Genomic DNA, 18603 nt, shown 5'->3' on the forward strand with positions numbered 1-18603 from the left:
TGGAAACCCTAAAACTAATGGTTTTTCCGCTAAAACCCACCCTGGTCCGGCCAAAAGCCAAAATGATACAAAAGCGAGAAAAATTGAGATAAATGGGCAAACAAGTATCAGGTGGATAGTCTTTCTTTGAGAAGCGTGAAATATACGCTTAAATAAAGCCATCTCTAAATCCATGTTATGAAAGGTAGCCAACTACTTTCATTGATATTTTGTCTGTTCATCAGTGGGTTATGCCGCGCAACAACTGCGGATACCACCGGCATGTTCAAGAATCCTTTACTGGGCTCCGGCCCTGATCCCTGGGTGGTAAGGCACAATGGCGCATATTATTATATGCATACCAACGGCCATAGCCTGGTAATGAGAAAAACAAAGAGTATGTCGGCCCTGGCCCGGTCATCCGAAATAGTGATCTGGAGGCCGCCGGCAAAAGGCCCCAATGCAAGGGATATCTGGGCGCCTGAACTGCATCGCCTTGATGGGAAGTGGTACGTATATTATACCGCCGGTTCGTCCGACAGTATTCATCCCCAGCACACCTTTGTATTGGAAAATACCGCGGATGATCCTGCTACCGGCAACTGGATCGATAAAGGGCAGATAGCAGATCCTGTTCACCCGGAGCATTTTGCTATAGACGGTACCGTTTTCCCATATAAAGGCCGCAACTACTTCATCTGGAGCGGGCATAATGGAAAAGACGCGGTACAACGCCTTTATATTGCTCCTATGAAAGATCCATGGACGCTGGCTGCTGAAAAAGTGGAGATAGCCGCACCGCAATATCCATGGGAACAAAACGGTATTAATGAGGGCCCTGAAATCCTCCTGAATAAAAAAGGAGAGGTATTCCTTGTTTTCTCCGCATGCGGCTGCTGGACAGAAAACTACATACTCGGTATCATGAAATTAAAGCCCGGCGCGGATCCTATGCTGCCGCAAAGCTGGACCAAATCGCCGGATCCTGTACTGAAAAGCAAGCCGGAAAACGGCGCCTATGCACCAGGGCATAACGGTTTTTTCAAGTCGCCGGACGGGAAGGAAGACTGGATCATCTATCACGCCAACTCCAAACCAAACCAGGGCTGCGGCAACCAACGCAACCCACGTATACAAAAGATCAGCTGGAACGCCGACGGCACCCCGTTTTTCGGAGACCCGGTGAAAATAAATACATGGATTAAAGATCCTTCAGGAGAATAAAATCACTTTAAGAAAATATATGAAAAAGAAGTACCTATTTTTTGCACTGGCACTTGGATTGGCGAGCAGTACAGCAATAGCGCAACAGCAGGATTGGAAAATGGTAGGAGGAAGGATCGCTTCTACCTGGAGCGAAAAGGTATCCCCGGCAGCTACTTTGCCGGAATATCCGCGCCCACAGCTGGTTCGCGGCAACTGGAAAAATCTGAACGGTTTGTGGAATTACGCCATTAAAGCAAAAGATGAAAATCAACCTGCAACCTGGGATGGCAAGATACTGGTACCCTTTGCGGTTGAATCAGCACTGTCGGGCGTAGGCCGCACCGTTGGGAAAGACAGTACGCTGTGGTACAACACCACACTGACGCTGCCTTCCGGCATGCAGGGGAAAAGAATACTGCTTCACTTTGGCGCATCCGACTGGCGCACTACCGTATATGTAAATGGCAGGGAAGCAGGCAGCCATGAAGGCGGATTCGATCCGTTTACTTTCGATATCACCTCCCTGGTAAAAAAAGGCAAGCAGGAAATCGTAGTAAAGGTATGGGACCCCACTGATGATGGCGATCAGCCAAGAGGCAAGCAGGTAAAGCGCCCGGAAGGGATCTGGTATACGCCTGTAACCGGTATCTGGCAAACAGTATGGGTAGAAGCCGTGGCAGATACCTATATCGCATCTACCAAACAAACACCTGATATTGATCAGCAAACCCTCACCGTAGCAGCCAATGTAGAAAACGCAAAAGCAGGCGATGAAGTGAAAGTAACTGCTTACGATGGCGGTACTAAAGTAGCTGAAAGCGTGATCAGCGGCGATAATGCCGTGCTGAAAATAGCATCTCCAAAATTATGGTCGCCCGAAAATCCTTTCCTCTATAACCTCACCCTTACGGTTACACGTAAAGGTAAAGTGATAGACGAAGTGAAAAGCTATTTCGCTATGCGCAAATCTTCTATTGGTAAAGATGCCAATGGAATAGAGCGCATGCTGCTGAATAATAAATTCGTATTTCAGTACGGCCCACTGGATCAGGGCTGGTGGCCCGACGGTTTATATACCGCACCTACTGATGAAGCCCTGAAATTTGATATTGCACAAACCAAAGCCATGGGCTTTAATATGATCAGGAAACATATTAAAGTAGAGCCTGCACGCTGGTACTACTACTGTGATCAGCTGGGCATGCTGGTATGGCAGGATATGCCAAGTGGTGATCTGGGCAATGGCTGGGAACCACGCCCCGGTATTATAGGACGCGGTTCCGATCAGAAACGCTCCGCTGAATCAGAAGGATATTACCGGAAAGAATGGAACACTATCATCGACGAATTATATAACTATCCTTCTATCGTAGTATGGACACCGTTCAACGAGGCATGGGGACAATTCAAAACCGTGGAAATTGCGGAATGGACCATGAAAAAAGATCCGTCCCGCCTGGTGAATACAGCCAGTGGCGGTAATTTCTATCCTGTAGGACATATCATCGACCTGCATAACTATCCCGAACCTGCAATGCCGGATCCGGCTATTTATGGCGACAAGCGCGCTATTGTTCTGGGCGAGTTCGGCGGGCTCGGTTTGCCGGTGAACGGCCACGTATGGCAGCAGAAAGATAACTGGGGCTACCAGAGCTTCAAAAATGAAGAAGACCTGTTTAAACGGTACAGCGGTTTTACCGATCGCCTGGAAACGCTCATTAAGCAGGGATTATCTGCCGCCGTGTACACCCAAACCACCGATGTGGAAGTGGAAACGAACGGCCTGATGACCTACGACCGGAAAGTACAGAAGATGCCTGTAGAAAAACTAAAGGTGATTCATCAGAAGTTATATAATCCGGCTTTGGTAACTATAAAACCATAACGATGAAAAAGCGAAAGTTGTTTGGCTTATTGATGCTTTCCGCTTTTTTGGCTGGTCATATCCCGGCAGGTGCAGCGCATCTGCCGGGCGCCAGTGCCGATACCAATACCAATACCTTTGTAGCGCCGGTATATACTACGCTACCACTGGGCGCCGTAAAGCCGCAGGGATGGCTGCTGCACCAGCTGCAGATCATGCGCAACGGTACCAGCGGCCACCTCGATGAAGTATACGGCAAAGTAAAGAACGATAACGGATGGCTCGGCGGAAAAGGCGACGGCTGGGAAGAAACGCCCTACTGGCTGGATGGCGCAGTGCCGCTGGCCTACCTGCTCAACGATGCAACATTAAAGAATAAAGTACTGCGCTATATCAACTGGACCCTGGATCATCAGCGTCCCTCCGGTTATTTTGGCCCCATCACCAAAGCGGAAAGGGAAAAAAATATACCCATTGGCGTTAGTAATGCTGCGGATGGCGACGACTGGTGGCCAAAGATGGTAATGCTGAAAGTACTGCAACAATATTATACGGCCACAAATGATACCCGTGTTTTACCTTTTATGACGCGGTATTTTCATTATCAGCTGGAGGTGCTAAAAACCTGCCCGCTTGGTAAATGGACAGAATGGGCTACCTCACGGGGCGCCGAAAATGTAATGGTAGCACAATGGCTGTACAGCATCAATAAGGATAAAAAATTGCTGGAACTGGCAGCCCTGCTGCAATCACAGGCTTTTACCTGGAGCAGCTGGCTGGGCAACCGCAGCTGGGTAATAGACGCCGCTGCACAGCAAAACGACCAGCACTGGATGCGCCGCCACGGCGTGAATGTAGGTATGGGCCTGAAAGACCCGGTGATGAACTACCAACGCACCGGCAACAAAAAGTACCTGCAAGACCTGCATACCGGTTTTGCCGACCTGATGAACCTGCACGGGTTGCCAATGGGTATTTTTTCTGCAGATGAGGATCTTCACGGTAACGCCCCTACGCAGGGAACGGAATTATGTGCGGTGGTGGAAGCCATGTTTTCACTGGAAGAGATTATCGGCATCACCGGTGATCCGTTGTACATGGATGCACTGGAGCGAATGACCTTTAACGCATTACCTACACAAACCACAGACGATTATAACAACAAGCAATACTTCCAGGTAGCCAACCAGGTGAATATAAAAAGAGGAGTATTCAATTTCTCGCTGCCGTTCGACCGGGAAATGAACAACGTACTGGGTATGCGCAGCGGCTACACCTGCTGCCTGGCGAATATGCACCAGGGCTGGACAAAATTTGCCACCCACCTCTGGTATGGCACCGCAGGCAACGGTTTGGCAGCGCTTACCTATAGCCCGAATGAAGTGACCGCAAAAGTGGGAAAGAATAATACGCCTGTCACTATCCGCGAAGTGACCGGTTATCCTTTTGAAGAACAGGTGCTTTTTCGTATAACCACGCAAAAAGCGGTTGTATTTCCACTGGAACTACGTATCCCCGCATGGTGCGATGAGGCCACTGTGCTGCTCAACGGGGAAAAGCTGCGCACCGCAAAAGGTGGACAGGTAATTACCGTAAACCGCAACTGGAACAACAACGACCAACTGGTACTGCAATTGCCCATGCAGGTGCGTACCTCCAACTGGGGCCGTAACTCACGTACTGTAGAAAGAGGTCCGCTTGTATACGCATTGAAGTTAGAAGAGCAATGGGAGAAAGGGCATGATGAAGCAGAAGGAGATTATTTCAGCGTTTACCCCAAAGGAGAATGGAACTACGGTCTGCCGGAAAAGATTATCCGGGAACCGGCTAAATACCTGCAGGTAAGCAACGTGAAACCTGTAACAGACACATTTGTATGGAACCTGGCAAATGCACCTGTAGCAATTACCACCATTGGCAAACAGATTCCCGAATGGAAACTTGTAGATGATGTAGCGCCACAACCCGTAACAGACAGGAACGGTGTTTATAAAGGCAAAGTAAGCGATAAAGAAACCAATATTACCCTGGTGCCCTATGGATGTACCAAGGTGAGAATTGTAGCATTCCCGGTAGTGAAGTAAACAACAGCCCTGGGCATATTCAACCAAAACGACAGTTATGTAAGACTGATAATTTAAAAAGACCACACAAAAACTTGTTATGAAAAAACGATTACGTTTCCGCAATTCAATCCGGAAAGTGATACCAGGCGCCTATTGCCGGCTGCTTACGGTATTGTTGCTTTCCCTTGGCCTGATGGCCCATGCTGCCCCTGCAGATATGGTGATTACCGGTAAGGTAACAGACGATAAAGGGATACCATTGGTAGGCGTATCAGTCAATTTAAAAGGTACCAACAAAGGGACCGCTACTGATGGCGCCGGTAATTACTCCCTCTCTGTTCCTGAAAATAACGCCATACTGGTATTTTCCTATGTGGGATTTTTAAAACAGGAAGTACCGGTTGGCAGTAAAAAAGTAGTGAACGTACAACTCGAAACCGATAGCAAAGGATTGGGAGAAGTAGTAGTGGTGGGGTATGGTACACAGAAAAAAGAATCGCTCACAGGCGCCATCTCCGGCGTTACCAGTAAAGACCTGGAAAGAGTGCATGCCTCTACCGTGAGCGCTACCCTGGCGGGTAAAATTCCCGGCGTATCTTTCCGTATGCCCGATGGCCGCCCAGGTGCAGGCGCCAACATCCAGATCCGTAACTTCGGAAACGCCCTGTATGTAATTGATGGTATACAGAAAGATGCAGGCCAGTTCAATAATATCTCTCCCAACGACATCGAAAGTATTACAGTGCTCAAAGACGCCTCTGCAGCTATTTACGGCGTAAGGGCTGCAAATGGGGTAGTGGTGGTAACTACGAAGAGAGGTAAAATGGGCGCAGGAAACACTATTAACGTAGACGCCTATACGGGATGGCAGAACTGGTCGAGGTTTCCCAAAACAGTAAACGCCTACGAATGGATGTTGGGTAAGGCAGATGCAGAAATGAATGATGAAAACCCCCATACGGACATCACCAGGGAAGAACTGGAAAAATGGAAAGCCGGAACTGAAAAGGGATACAGGAGCTTCGACTGGTACGACTTTATCATCAAGAAAAATGCCCCGCAGAATTCCATTAACGTAAATGCTACCGGCGGTTCTGAGAATATCAACTATTATCTTTCCCTTACCCGCCTGGATCAGAAATCAGTACTGGGAAGGGAGTTTGATTTTAACCGCACCAACATCCAGAGTAATGTGGATGCCAAAGTAGCCAAACGTGTAAAAGTGGGCGTACAGATCAACGGCCGTATTGAACAGCGGGATAATCCCGGCGTGCCTGGTGGCGATGACTACTGGGCGCCCCGTTTTGCCCTGTTCCGCAACAGGCCTACAGAAAGGGCATATGCCAACGACAATCCCCTGTATCCAAACGATATAGGCCATAACACCGAGAACTGGGCGGTGCAGTCAAAAGCTATCTCCGGCTACTGGACGGAAGATTGGCGCGTACTGCAAACCAACTTCAACGCAACGTATGAAACGCCTGTTAAAGGACTTACACTGAAAGGAATGTACTCGTATTACTTCGCTGACAAGCTGATGAACGGTCACGAATATACGTATGATACCTACACATACCAGGAAGCCACTGATACCTATCTGCGTACCGGCGGAAGCTCCAACCCATGGCGGGAAAGGGGCACACATAAAGTACTGGAAAATGTGCTGCAGGGCCAGATCAACTATAACAACACTTTCGGCAAACATACCATTGGCGCCACGCTGGTGTCTGAACGTATCAAACGCCGGGAACTGGATGTATGGGCGCATGCCGTACCAAAAAGTAACGTGCTGCCGCTGATCCAGTTTTCCGATATGGACACCTACAATGATAAAGACTGGACAGAAGCCCGCGTAGGGTACATTGGCCGTTTGAACTATGGCTTCGCCGATAAATACTTCCTGGAAATTGCCGGCCGTTATGATGGCTCCTGGAAATTTGCCCCGGACAGAAGATGGGGCTTCTTCCCATCTATCTCCGGAGGTTGGAGAATCACAGAAGAGCCCTTCTTCAAAAGCTGGATCGGCAGGAATTCTATTCTTACAGAATTAAAGCTGCGCGCTTCTTATGGAGAACTGGGTGATGATGACATCGGTATCGGGGCATACGACTACCTGCCCGGATACACCTACGGCACTTCCACGGTGATCCTTGATGGTACGGTGATAAGAGGCTCCCGGGATAAAGGTGTTCCCAACAACCGCCTCTCCTGGTTTACTAGTAAAATTGCCGACGTAGGATTGGACTACCAGTTGTGGAACGGTAAAATATCCGGTGCGCTCGACTTCTTCAACCGTAAACGCTCCGGCTTACGGGGCCGCAAATATGATGTGCTGGTGCCAAGTGAGATCGGCTACAACCTGCCGGATGAAAATGTGAACAGCGACTCACAGAGAGGTGGCGAGTTTTCCGCAGCTTACAACGGCCAGGCCGGCAAAGTAAGCTTTATGGTAGGAGGTAACGTATCCTATTCCCGCAGCAGGTTCCTGGAAAGCTACAAACCCATATGGGGCAACTCATGGGATCATTACAGGAACTCTATCGAAGACCGCTGGAATAATATCTTCTGGGGATATGAAGCTATCGGCCAGTTCCAGTCGCAGGAAGAGATCAACAAATACCCGGTTAACGTCGACGGGCAGGGTAACAAAACTTTATTGCCCGGAGACATTATCTATAAAGATATGAACGGCGATAACGTGATCAACGATTACGATCAGCGCCCCATCGGCTACCAGACAACCGGTAACCCTACCGTTAACTTCGGTTTGAACTTCGGCGTAAGATGGAATGGATTCGACTTTACAGCCGACTTCTCCGGCGGTTCCATGTATTCTTATAACCAGAACTGGGAAATGAGATGGCCTTACCAGAACGGCGGTAACCTCCTGAAACAATTCTACGACGACCGCTGGCACCGTGAAGATCCCTTTGATCTGAACAGCAAATGGATCCCTGGTAAAAACCCGCCGTTGCGGTTTAACAAAGGTGGTCACAGCAACTATAACAAACCATCCACCTTCTGGCTGCAGAATGTGCATTATCTGCGGTTGAGGACAATGGAGATCGGATACTCTATTCCACAGCAGATACTGGACAGGATTAAGTTTAAGAAAGTAAGGGTATATGTAAATACTTACAACCTGTTCTCCCTGGATAATGTGAAAGACCTTGGAATAGAACCGGAAATAGCAGATGAGAACGGATTGCAATACCCGCAGAATAAGCTGGTGAATGTTGGTTTGAACTTTACTTTCTAAGTAATAAATAAGTTTCGTTATGAAAAAAAGTTTGTTATATATAGGTCTTTGTGCACTCGTTTTAAGCACGGCTTGTAACAGAGATAAAGAATTTCTCAATGTACCTCCCACTGATATCCTGCAGAATGAACAGTTATGGAATGATGAAGGATTGATCCTGTCTGTACTGGCAGATCTGTACGACCGTTATCCCGACAGGCAAACAGATGTCAATAATTCCCCTATCCCTTCTATGGTGGTACAAACCATTGATAACTGGGGCGAGTTTGCCCGGTTTGATGAAGCCTTTGCCTCTGAGAACGGCCAGTACTGGCGGCATAGCTTTGTTGACTATCCATACGTGTTCCCGGGCATGATTATTAAGGGTGGCGCGGAAGTAACCTATTGGGATTATGCCTACATCAGGGAACTGAATATCTTCATTGAAAAATGTGCTGCCTCTACAAAGCTGAAACAGGAAGTGAAAGACCGCTTTGTAGCAGAAGCGCGTTACCTGAGAGCAGTAGTATATTTTGAAGAAGTGAAAAGAGTAGGAGGCGTGCCATTGATCCTTAAAGCGATGGAATACGACTATAAGAACGATCCTTCCTACCTGCAAAGCCCCCGCGCAAAAGAATCTGAGATCTATGATTTTGTGATCAGCGAAATGGATACGGTAAAGAAATATGTGCCCGCAAGCCCCATCAGCAAAACCCGTGTTACCGTAGGACTGGCGCTGGCCACCAAAACCAGGGCAGCGCTGTATGCCGGCTCTATTGCAAAGCATGGCGCTGAAACACCGCAGGTAACACTGCCAGGCGGAGAAGTAGGTATTCCCGCGTCAAAGGCCGCCGCTTATTATAATACTGCCTTACAGGCTGCACAGGAACTGATAGCTACCGGAAGCTATTCTTTGTATAAAAAGAATACCGATAACCTTACACAGAATTTCATCAGCCTGTTTATAGATAAAGGCTCCAACCCGGAAGTGATATTTGCAAAGGATTATAAGCTGCAAAGCGGAAGGGTACAACCCTGGACCTTATGGAGTCAGCCCCGTTCCAATGCAGAAGAACAACAGGGTGGCCGTTTGAACCCATCACTGAATCTCGTACAGTCGTTCGAGTTACTGGACAACACCTTTGCGCCGTTGCCGATCAATACTGCCGGTGGAGACTATATTTACTATAATGATCCGCTCGACCTGTTCGCCAACAGGGATCCGCGTTTAGCCGCTACTGTTATGCTGCCTGGATCTGAGTTCAAAGATAAGAAAGTGGATATCTGGGCCGGCTATATTAAGAAAGACGGCAGCATTGTTACCGGTGATAACTTTGGCGCGAAGGCAAAGCTGGAGCCAGGTGGCCCGGATGTGCAGGTAGTGGGTTTCGACGGGCCGGTAAATAACCTGGAATTCAGTGCGCAATCCGGCTTTATTATCCGCAAATATATGGACCCCACTGTTGGCTCCGGCCGTATTGGTACCCAAAGCGAGGTATGGTGGATCCGCTACCGCTATGCTGAAGTATTGCTGAATGCGGCGGAGGCAGCGTTTGAACTGGGACAGGCAGGCGTGGCTGCAGGCTATATCAACCAGGTACGTGAAAGGGCCGGATTTACCATCCCGCTCACCGCTGCACAAATCACCTTCGACCGGATCGTACATGAAAGAAAAGTGGAACTGGCCTTTGAAGGGCACGAGTTCTGGGATATGAAACGCTGGCGTTTGGCGCATAAGATATGGAATGGCGCTAAAGTTCCGCTCACTACTACCCCTGGAAGCGCTACCGCTGTGAGCACCCGTGTATTTGGCCTGTGGCCGTATAAGGTGTATAACCCCGGAAGCCCCAATAACGGGAAGTATGTATTTAAACAGGTATTGCCGGGAGCAGTTACTTCTGCACACCTGTTCCGTTTTGGAAATTATTATGCTTTTATTGATGAAGGTATCCGGAGCAATAATCCAAAGATAGTTAAGAATCCTAACCAGTAAAGTGATTTATTATGAGAACTAAAATTCAGTATGCTATATTCATTGCGTTAGGTATATTCTCTGCCTCCTGCAAGAAAGATAATTATAAAGCGCCGTCCAGTACTTTTAACGGCAGGCTGGTATACCAGGGCGAGCCCATTAATGTGAGCTATAATGACGTGTATTTTGAATTATGGGAATCAGGCTGGGGAACAAGAACGCCTATAATCGTGAATGTTAGCCAGGACGGATCGTTTTCAGCATTGCTGTTCAACGCTGCCTATAAGCTGTTGATCCCGTCTTCCCAGGGACCATTCATCTCTATCCCGGACAAAACAACCAATACAGATACCATACCGCTGACTATTTCCGGCAACCTGCGCCAGGACATTGAGGTAATGCCATATTACATGATCCGCTCCCCGAAATTTACAGCAGTGGCCAGAAAGCTTACTGCTACTTTCAGCGCGGAAAAGATCATCAAGGATGTAAACGCCCGCGATATTGACCGGGTATTCCTGTATGTGAGCAAAACCCAGTTTGTGGATAACAGGAACAGTATCAAAACAGCTGAACTGGCAGGTGGGGATATTACCAACCCCGCTAATATCAGTTTACAGCTGGATATCCCGGATGTGCAGCCTGCGCAGGCTACCGTGTTTGCCAGGATTGGCTTAAAGATAGCCGGCGTGGAAGATCTGCTGTTCTCCCCGGTACAGGAGATCACGCTGTAAAGAATGATGAACAGATTGTTAACATGCCCGCCGGTTCCCCGGTGGGCTTTTTTATGTTGTTTAAAGTTTAGTTTTAAATGCTGCAATTTGAAAATCTATGAAATCACCCTAAATTTGAATCAAAACAACTTCATAAATAATTAATTAAGTCATGCCCTTTATACAGATCTACCTGGGAAATCATCTTTCCCAACATAAAAAAGATATTTCACTCGCTGTTCATCAAAGCCTGGTGGATATCTTCAACGTCCCGTTAGATGATTACTTCCAGGTGATCCATTCTATGGAACCAGGTGATATTCTTTACCCTGAAAGCTACTTTGATGTACCACACACGGACAATCTGATCTATATCCGTATTACATGCAAAGCCGGCAGAACGCCGGATATGAAGAAGGCGTTGTATGAAAAAATTTCATCCCGTATTGCCGCGGCTACGCCGGTAAGTATTGATGATGTTGTGATTATCCTGGTGGAGAATGAATTGGCCGATTGGTCATTTGGCCGCGGTATTGCACAGATGATCCAATAGGCATGTTACCTGGAATAATGCTCCCCAATGCTACCGGTATTACATGGATAATCATTTCATCGATGAGATTAGCTTCCAGGAGTGCACCATTCAACTGCCCACCGCCAACCAGTCAGTTTTTCCATCATGGTAAGCAATAAATCCAGGCTAACGGCGATATATGCCTTCAGTTTCTTCATGTTTTTTCATGGAAATATGAGGATTGAACAGTAAAGGAAATTGTGCAAAATTTCCTTGTATTTGATAATTACAGGATCAGAATAATAGGATGAAAAAAAATATCTGTGGAGATATTTTTTTGCTCTTTATGAAGATATTACATTTGATAAATAATGACACATAGAGCAGGATACTTTTCAACAATTGCCAACCAGGTTTGATGCTTTGGAGCGAAGGATGGAAGCAATATTGTTGAAATTAAATGTGATGGAAACAGGATTTGATAGACGAACACCTGACCTTTACAGAGCAGTATCAAATATCACATTAGGAAACGTTGCATGAGTGAGTCCCCGCTGCACCGCGTATTTATATTTTGACGGCGTTATCCCCGTAAATGATTTATGTATAACGGCATCCATGAATAGCCAAAGGTACAGATAAAGGAAATTAATCTGTAAATTGGGCGCAGGTATGGATAACGTTACAACAGGAAAACAATTACCACGCTGGCAGCTTTTTCTGCTTTCCTTCAAAGAGGCATACAAGGCATTACAGGCCGCCGATCCGCTGCGGATGGCCGGTGCTACTGCTTTTTTCACCACCTTTGCATTACCCGCCATCCTCATCATTATCATCCAGCTGCTGCGTATTATTTTCCGGATCCAGCACCCTGGTCAGCGTTTGATGAAGCAACTGGAAAATATGTTTGGACAGGAAACAACCGAAGCCATCCTTGGAACATTGAAAGCGTTCCGCAGCATTGCACAAAACTGGATCATTGCCATTGCAGGGTTTATTTTCCTGCTGTTCGTAGCTACCACGCTCTTTAAAATCATTAAAGGATCCCTGAATGAACTATGGAAAATAAGGCCCATCCATAAAAGCAGCTTTGGAGAGATAATGGTATCCCGACTCAAAGCTGTACTGGTGATCGTTTTTGCAGGCGTTCTTTTTATCATCGACCTGGTAGCGGAAACTGCGCGCATCTTTCTTGGGAAATACATAGACCAGTACCTGCCTGCCCTGGGCAGTTATTATAACGGCACCCTTAATTACGTAATTTCTGTCATCATTGTTACCATCTGGTTTTTCCTGGTATTCCATTTTCTGCCGGATGGGCGCCCCCGCTGGCGGGTGGGTATTACCGGTGCACTGGTAACCAGTATCCTGTTTAATATGGGGAAAATGGTATTGAAAGTGATGCTCACCTACAGCAGTATCAACAGTATCTATGGAGCCTCTGCCTCTACAGTGCTGTTGCTGTTGTTTATGTTTTATTCTTCCCTGATCTTTTACTTCGGGGCCTGTTTTACCTATGCCTGGGGCACGCTTACCAACCGCCCGGTGGAACCGCTGCCTTATGCCGGCAGGTTTGAGATCACCCCTGCGGATGACTGATACTTCAGCTTGATAACAAGGCGCCCTGAATGGATAAATAATGCTATTTTACAGGGATCGTATTCCGCCTATGAATAACAAAATTTCGTTAAAGGAAAAAATAGGGTATGGCTTTGGAGATATGGCTTCTTCCATGTTCTGGAAGTTATTCGGGATGTACCTGTTATTTTTTTATACAGATGTAATGGGCATTGCTGCCGCAGCAGTAGGCACCATGTTCCTGATCACCCGTATATGGGATACCTTTTTTGATCCGGTGGTAGGAACGTTATCGGACAGAACCCATTCAAAATGGGGGAAGTTCCGGCCTTACATTTTATACATGGCGGTACCTTTCGGTATCATCGGTATACTCACTTTTACCACACCGGGCTACAACGCCACGGGCAAGCTGGTATACGCTTACATTACCTACTCCGCCATGATGATGATCTATTCACTGATCAACGTGCCTTATGCTTCGTTGCTCGGTGTAATCTCCGCAGATGGAAAGGAGAGGAATACACTGGCCTCTTTCCGTATGGCTTTTGCGTTTGGCGGCAGCCTGATAGCACTGGCTTTGATAGAGCCCCTGGTTAATTTATTCAGTAAAGCCGGCGGAAAGGAGAACCTGCAAGCCGGCTGGCAGCTGGGGGTAGCAGTAATAGCGGTTATCTGCGTAATTTTATTCCTGTTGTGCTTTGCATGGGTAAAGGAAAGGGTGCAACCTATCAAAGATGAACAACCGTCCCTGAAGGAAGATATAAAGGATCTTTATAAGAATAAGCCCTGGTGGATATTGCTGGGAGCAGGTGTTGCAGCGCTTATTTTCAATTCTATACGTGATGGCGCCACCCTTTACTATTTCAAATATTATATCCGTGATATGGATGCTTTTAAACTGGGCGGTATGAGCATCACCTGGTCCACCTTGTACCTGGTACTGGGCCAGGCGGCGAATATAGCGGGCGTCATCCTGGCCTCTCCCTTAGGCAATAAAGCAGGCAAGAAAAATACCTACCTGGGGGCTATGGTAATAGCTTCGGCACTTAGTATAGCGTTTTACTGGCTTGGAAGGGAACAGCTTACACTGATCTTTGTATTCCAGTTCCTCATCAGCATTTGTGCGGGGATCATTTTCCCGTTGCTATGGTCAATGTATGCCGATATCGCAGACTACTCCGAATGGAGGAACGGGCGCCGTGCTACAGGGCTCATCTTCTCGTCTTCGTCCATGTCGCAGAAATTCGGATGGACCATCGGTGGTGCGCTCACCGGTTGGTTGCTGGGCGCCTTTGGTTTTAAAGCCAATGAGGTGCAGGCGGATGCCGCACAGAATGGCATCCTGTTAATGCTTAGTTTTTTACCGGCTATAGGTTCGGTATTGTCTGTCATATTTATTGCCATGTACCCGCTTTCTGAAGAGCGTATCGCTATTATATCAGCGGAACTGGAACAAAGAAGAAAATAATGCAACAGGAATTAAAAACAGCACTGGAAAAAGAGCTCGCAGCTATCCTTAATTACTGGATGAAGTATACACCGGATAAAGTATACGGAGGTTTTTACGGGAAGCTGGGAAATGATAATATTCCTGTACCGGAAGCGGCAAAGGGAGCTGTATTAAATGCCCGTATTTTATGGACATTTGCCGCTGCCTGCAATCATACGCTCAATCCTGTATACCTTGCAACAGCAGACCGTGCATACCGTTATTTTAATGCGCACTTTATTGATCATACTTATGGAGGCGTATACTGGACGGTAGACTATACCGGGCGGCCGGCGGAAACAAAAAAACAGGTATATGCCATTGCCTTTGCTTTGTATGCCTATAGTGAATACTATAAAGCGACTGCGCATCCGGAAGTGCTCACAACAGCTATCTCTCTTTACAACAGTATTGAACAGCACAGTTTCGACCCTGTGCATGATGGCTACTTTGAAGCCTTTACACGCAACTGGCAGGAAATAGCAGACCTTCGCCTCAGCGCAAAAGATGCCAACGAAAAGAAAACGATGAACACCCATCTGCATGTGGTGGAAGCATACGCCAACCTCTACACCGTTTGGCCGGATCAGCAATTGCGCGTCCAGATAAAACGCTTATTGCAATTATTCCATGATAAGATCATCGATCAGAAAAGCGGGCATCTGCATTTATTTTTTGATGAACAATGGCAGGTAAAAGGCAATAACATTTCCTACGGGCACGACATTGAAGCCAGCTGGCTGTTGCTGCAGGCAGCGGAAATCATTGAAGACGCCGCCCTCATCACTCTCTACAAAAAACTGGCCCTGGTGATCACCAACCTCACCCTGCAGGAAGGAACCGATAAAGACGGCGGTCTCTGGTATGAATATGAAACCGCCCAACAACATATGGTTGCTGAAAAACACTGGTGGCCGCAGGCCGAAGCACTGGTAGGGTTTGTCAATGCCTGGCAACTACAGCCACAGGGGCCTTACCTGCAGCATGCACTGAACACCTGGCACTTTATTGAAAAGCACATCATTGATAAAACCAACGGCGAATGGTTCTGGGGTGTGTATAAAGACTACTCCATCAAACCGGAAGACAAAGCAGGGCTCTGGAAATGCCCCTACCACAATGCGCGCGCCTGCCTCGAAGGGATAAAGCGGTTGTAGCAGCGGAAATTGTCTTGGAACACTGATTATGATGATTTTGATGATTACGCTGATGTTATTTTTATTTTTTTGAATAATTATTATGAGAGATAGAAAGTAAAATCGAATACCCGCTTATATCTCTCTTAATAATTATTCAAAAAATAAAGTCAAAGTAATCATCAAAATCATCATAATCAGTGTTCCAAGACAAATCCCGCGTCGCCGAAGGCGACCCCCACCAATACGGAATTCGCATTTTTTAATTTGTATTTAGCAAATCGCTCCCACCAGCTTCCGGTGCATCACTATTTTATATATCTTGATGCACATGAACTGCAAGATATATTCCACGCTGCAAGCCGCATTTTTATTGGGCGCCCTTACTTTATCGGCGCAATCTGATGTAACCGTACGGTTCAGTGAACCGGCCCGGCATTTCACAGCTTCCGCCCCGCTGGGTAATGGTCGCATGGGCGCTATGGTGTTTGGAAACACCAACAGGGAACGGATTGTACTGAATGAAATATCCATGTGGGCCGGCGGTGTACAGGATGCCGACAGTAAAGAGGCCGGCAACTACCTGCCACAGATCAGAACATTATTGCTGGAAGGAAAGAATATTGAAGCGCAGAAAATGCTGCAACAGTATTTTGTTTGCAAAGGTCCGGGAAGCAGTGGTGGCGCTAACGTGAAGTTTGGCTGCTACCAGACATTGGGCGATCTTTTTATCCAGTGGAAAGATACTACATCGGCTATAAGCAACTACCAGCGGTGGCTGCGGTTGGACAGTGCCCTGAGCACTGTAAGCTGGGAAAGGAACGGAACCGGTTTTAAGGAAGAAGTACTGGTGTCTGTCCCGGGGCAGGTAGCGGTGGTACGTCTCACCGCCAGCAAACCCGGCAGCCTTTCTTTCACTACAGGATTGTACCGTAAGGAACGCGCCGCACTGAAAGTGGTAAACGGTAACCTGGAAATGAGCGGTACACTGAATGGCGGTAACAATGATCCCGGCGTGCAATATGCGGCCATACTGAAAGTTATCTCCAACGGCGGTACCCGCTCAGAAAGTAATGATCAGATCACTATTAGCAACGCCAATGAATGCCTGTTACTGGTGGCAGCCCGCACCAATATGAACTGGCCGGCAGTGGAAACGCCTGGCCCGGCGCCTATGCCCCAAACGGTGGCTGATATCAGTAAAGCAGCGGCGGTTCCCTGGCAGGGATTACTGCGGGCCCACGTGAAAGATTATACGTCGTTCTTTAACCGTTGCCGCCTTTCATTTGCAGATAACAGTAATGATGAGGTAAGGTCCCTTTCTACCATCGACCGGCTCCAACGCCTGCACGATGGCAATAAAGATGCCTCCCTGGCTTCACTGTATTTTAACTTTGGCCGTTACCTGCTCATCAGCTCTTCCCGCAATGGCGGCATGCCGGCCAACCTGCAGGGCTTATGGGCGGAAGAATACCAAACGCCATGGAATGCAGACTACCACCTGAACATCAATGTACAGATGAACTACTGGCCGGCGGAAGTTACCAACCTGTCTGATTGCCACCAGCCTTTATTTACATTGGCAAAACAAATGGCCAAATACGGACAGCGCACTGCACGCACCTACTATAAAGCCGATGGCTGGGTGGCGCACGTGATCAATAATCCCTGGGGCTTTACCTCTCCCGGTGAAGGGGCCGACTGGGGCTCTACGCTAACGGGCGGCGCCTGGGTGGCCACTCATCTCTGGAAACACTACCAGTATACCAACGATAAAAAATTCCTGAAAGAAATATACCCTGTGCTCAAAGGCGCGGCTGTTTTTTATAAAGATATCCTGATCACGGAACCATCGCATCAGTGGCTGGTCACAGCGCCTTCTAACTCCCCGGAAAACGCATATATCCTGCCCAACGGGCAGCAGGGGCAAACCTGTATGGGACCTACCATGGATATGCAGATAGGCAGAGACCTCCTCAAAGCTAACCAGGAAGCCGCTCGCATCCTGCAAACGGATAAGGCCTGGGCGGATAGCCTGCAGATAGTGCTCGGTAAACTGGCGCCTAACCAGGTAAGCCCGTCTACCGGCGGTATCCAGGAATGGCTGGAAGACTACAAGGAGGCAGACCCGCATCACCGCCATGTATCGCCTTTGTATGGCTTATATCCTTACGATGAAATTACTCCCTGGGATACACCGGAACTGGCGGCTGCAGCAGAGAAAACACTGCTCAGGAGAGGCGATGGCGGTACCGGTTGGTCACGTGCCTGGAAAATCGCTTTCTGGGCCCGTTTAGGCAACGGTAACCACGCCTATAAAATGCTGCAGGAATTGCTGGCGCCTGCCGCAGCCACCAGCGAAATCAGTATGCGCTCCGGCGCAGGCACTTATGCCAACCTGTTCTGCGCACACCCGCCTTTCCAGATAGACGGTAACTTGGGCGCTGTAGCCGGTATCGCGGAAATGCTGCTGCAAAGTCATGGTGGCGATAACGTGATCCGCCTGCTGCCTGCACTCCCGGATAATCCTGAATTTGCAGCCGGACAGGTACAGGGCCTCTGCGCTATCAATGGTTTTGTAGTGGATTTCAGCTGGAAAAATAAAACTGTGCACGAGCTCAGCCTGCTTTCCAATACAGGTGCGGAATGCCGCCTGTTACTGCCGGAAAGCGCTGTGGTAAAGGACCGTAGCGGAGCGGTAGTGCCGCATCAGTACAAAGATGGCGTGCTGCGCTTCGCTACAAAGAAAGGAATGAAGTATCGCATTACAGTATAAGGTGGCGGAATTTTGTCTTGCCCGGTGTATACCGGGTAAGACAAAAAAATCGCATCTTTATCTTTCATA

At 47.9% G+C, this 18603-nt stretch carries 12 protein-coding genes; 11 read left to right on the top strand and 1 reads right to left on the bottom strand.

Annotated elements, in window-relative coordinates:
• The first annotated feature begins 177 nt into the window (after window positions 1-177).
• The 7 genes from FN124_RS19845 to FN124_RS19875 all read left to right on the top strand — a co-directional run bounded on the left by FN124_RS19845 (window position 178) and on the right by FN124_RS19875 (window position 11591).
• Complete coding sequence (locus FN124_RS19845; protein ID WP_142686492.1) at window positions 178-1203, top strand: glycoside hydrolase family 43 protein; 1026 nt, start codon at window positions 178-180, stop codon at window positions 1201-1203.
• A gap of 19 nt (window positions 1204-1222) precedes the next feature.
• Window positions 1223-3070, top strand: a complete 1848-nt coding sequence (locus FN124_RS19850) for a glycoside hydrolase family 2 protein (RefSeq protein ID WP_142686493.1) — start codon at window positions 1223-1225, stop codon at window positions 3068-3070.
• Window positions 3071-3072: 2 nt separating this feature from the next.
• Window positions 3073-5133 carry a beta-L-arabinofuranosidase domain-containing protein gene (locus FN124_RS19855; RefSeq protein ID WP_260607523.1) on the top strand — a complete coding sequence of 687 codons (2061 nt, stop codon included), beginning with the start codon at window positions 3073-3075 and terminating at the stop codon, window positions 5131-5133.
• Between the two features lie 79 nt (window positions 5134-5212).
• Entirely contained in the window at window positions 5213-8374 is a 3162-nt protein-coding gene (locus FN124_RS19860) for a SusC/RagA family TonB-linked outer membrane protein (protein WP_142686494.1), read from the top strand.
• A 19-nt stretch (window positions 8375-8393) separates the two neighbouring features.
• Window positions 8394-10346 (top strand): RagB/SusD family nutrient uptake outer membrane protein, encoded by a 1953-nt coding sequence (locus tag FN124_RS19865; RefSeq protein WP_142686495.1) that lies wholly within the window; start codon window positions 8394-8396, stop codon window positions 10344-10346.
• Window positions 10347-10357: 11 nt separating this feature from the next.
• A complete protein-coding gene (locus tag FN124_RS19870) occupies window positions 10358-11059 on the top strand; it encodes a DUF3823 domain-containing protein (protein ID WP_142686496.1) in 702 nt (233 codons plus the stop codon).
• A 151-nt stretch (window positions 11060-11210) separates the two neighbouring features.
• Entirely contained in the window at window positions 11211-11591 is a 381-nt protein-coding gene (locus tag FN124_RS19875; protein WP_142686497.1) for a tautomerase family protein, read from the top strand.
• Here FN124_RS19875 and FN124_RS31825 read toward each other — a convergent pair.
• Window positions 11524-11685 (bottom strand): hypothetical protein, encoded by a 162-nt coding sequence (locus FN124_RS31825; RefSeq protein ID WP_221887836.1) that lies wholly within the window; start codon window positions 11683-11685, stop codon window positions 11524-11526. The genes FN124_RS19875 and FN124_RS31825 overlap by 68 nt on opposite strands.
• Before the next feature lie 539 nt (window positions 11686-12224).
• On the opposite strand from FN124_RS31825, the gene FN124_RS19885 reads away from it, so the two are divergent.
• The 4 genes from FN124_RS19885 (at window position 12225) to FN124_RS19900 (ending at window position 18534) form a co-directional block, all read left to right on the top strand.
• Complete coding sequence (locus tag FN124_RS19885) at window positions 12225-13151, top strand: YihY/virulence factor BrkB family protein (RefSeq protein ID WP_142686498.1); 927 nt, start codon at window positions 12225-12227, stop codon at window positions 13149-13151.
• A 70-nt stretch (window positions 13152-13221) separates the two neighbouring features.
• Window positions 13222-14601: an MFS transporter gene (locus FN124_RS19890; RefSeq protein WP_142686499.1), complete on the top strand. Its 1380-nt coding sequence runs from the start codon at window positions 13222-13224 to the stop codon at window positions 14599-14601.
• Window positions 14601-15779 (top strand): AGE family epimerase/isomerase, encoded by a 1179-nt coding sequence (locus FN124_RS19895; RefSeq protein WP_142686500.1) that lies wholly within the window; start codon window positions 14601-14603, stop codon window positions 15777-15779. The genes FN124_RS19890 and FN124_RS19895 overlap by 1 nt, the downstream gene beginning before the upstream one ends.
• Before the next feature lie 310 nt (window positions 15780-16089).
• Complete coding sequence (locus FN124_RS19900; RefSeq protein ID WP_142686501.1) at window positions 16090-18534, top strand: glycoside hydrolase family 95 protein; 2445 nt, start codon at window positions 16090-16092, stop codon at window positions 18532-18534.
• The last annotated feature ends 69 nt before the right edge of the window (window positions 18535-18603 follow it).

Source organism: Chitinophaga polysaccharea (assembly GCF_902150045.1).
Lineage (GTDB): Bacteria > Bacteroidota > Bacteroidia > Chitinophagales > Chitinophagaceae > Chitinophaga > Chitinophaga polysaccharea_A.

What these genes read in the sequence shown, in the direction of transcription:
- FN124_RS19845 (WP_142686492.1), top strand. Translation starts at nt 178, where the DNA reads ATGAAAGGTAGCCAACTACTTTCATTGATATTTTGTCTGTTCATCAGT.
- FN124_RS19850 (WP_142686493.1), top strand. Translation starts at nt 1,223, where the DNA reads ATGAAAAAGAAGTACCTATTTTTTGCACTGGCACTTGGATTGGCGAGC.
- FN124_RS19855 (WP_260607523.1), top strand. Translation starts at nt 3,073, where the DNA reads ATGAAAAAGCGAAAGTTGTTTGGCTTATTGATGCTTTCCGCTTTTTTG.
- FN124_RS19860 (WP_142686494.1), top strand. Translation starts at nt 5,213, where the DNA reads ATGAAAAAACGATTACGTTTCCGCAATTCAATCCGGAAAGTGATACCA.
- FN124_RS19865 (WP_142686495.1), top strand. Translation starts at nt 8,394, where the DNA reads ATGAAAAAAAGTTTGTTATATATAGGTCTTTGTGCACTCGTTTTAAGC.
- FN124_RS19870 (WP_142686496.1), top strand. Translation starts at nt 10,358, where the DNA reads ATGAGAACTAAAATTCAGTATGCTATATTCATTGCGTTAGGTATATTC.
- FN124_RS19875 (WP_142686497.1), top strand. Translation starts at nt 11,211, where the DNA reads ATGCCCTTTATACAGATCTACCTGGGAAATCATCTTTCCCAACATAAA.
- FN124_RS19885 (WP_142686498.1), top strand. Translation starts at nt 12,225, where the DNA reads ATGGATAACGTTACAACAGGAAAACAATTACCACGCTGGCAGCTTTTT.
- FN124_RS19890 (WP_142686499.1), top strand. Translation starts at nt 13,222, where the DNA reads ATGAATAACAAAATTTCGTTAAAGGAAAAAATAGGGTATGGCTTTGGA.
- FN124_RS19895 (WP_142686500.1), top strand. Translation starts at nt 14,601, where the DNA reads ATGCAACAGGAATTAAAAACAGCACTGGAAAAAGAGCTCGCAGCTATC.
- FN124_RS19900 (WP_142686501.1), top strand. Translation starts at nt 16,090, where the DNA reads ATGAACTGCAAGATATATTCCACGCTGCAAGCCGCATTTTTATTGGGC.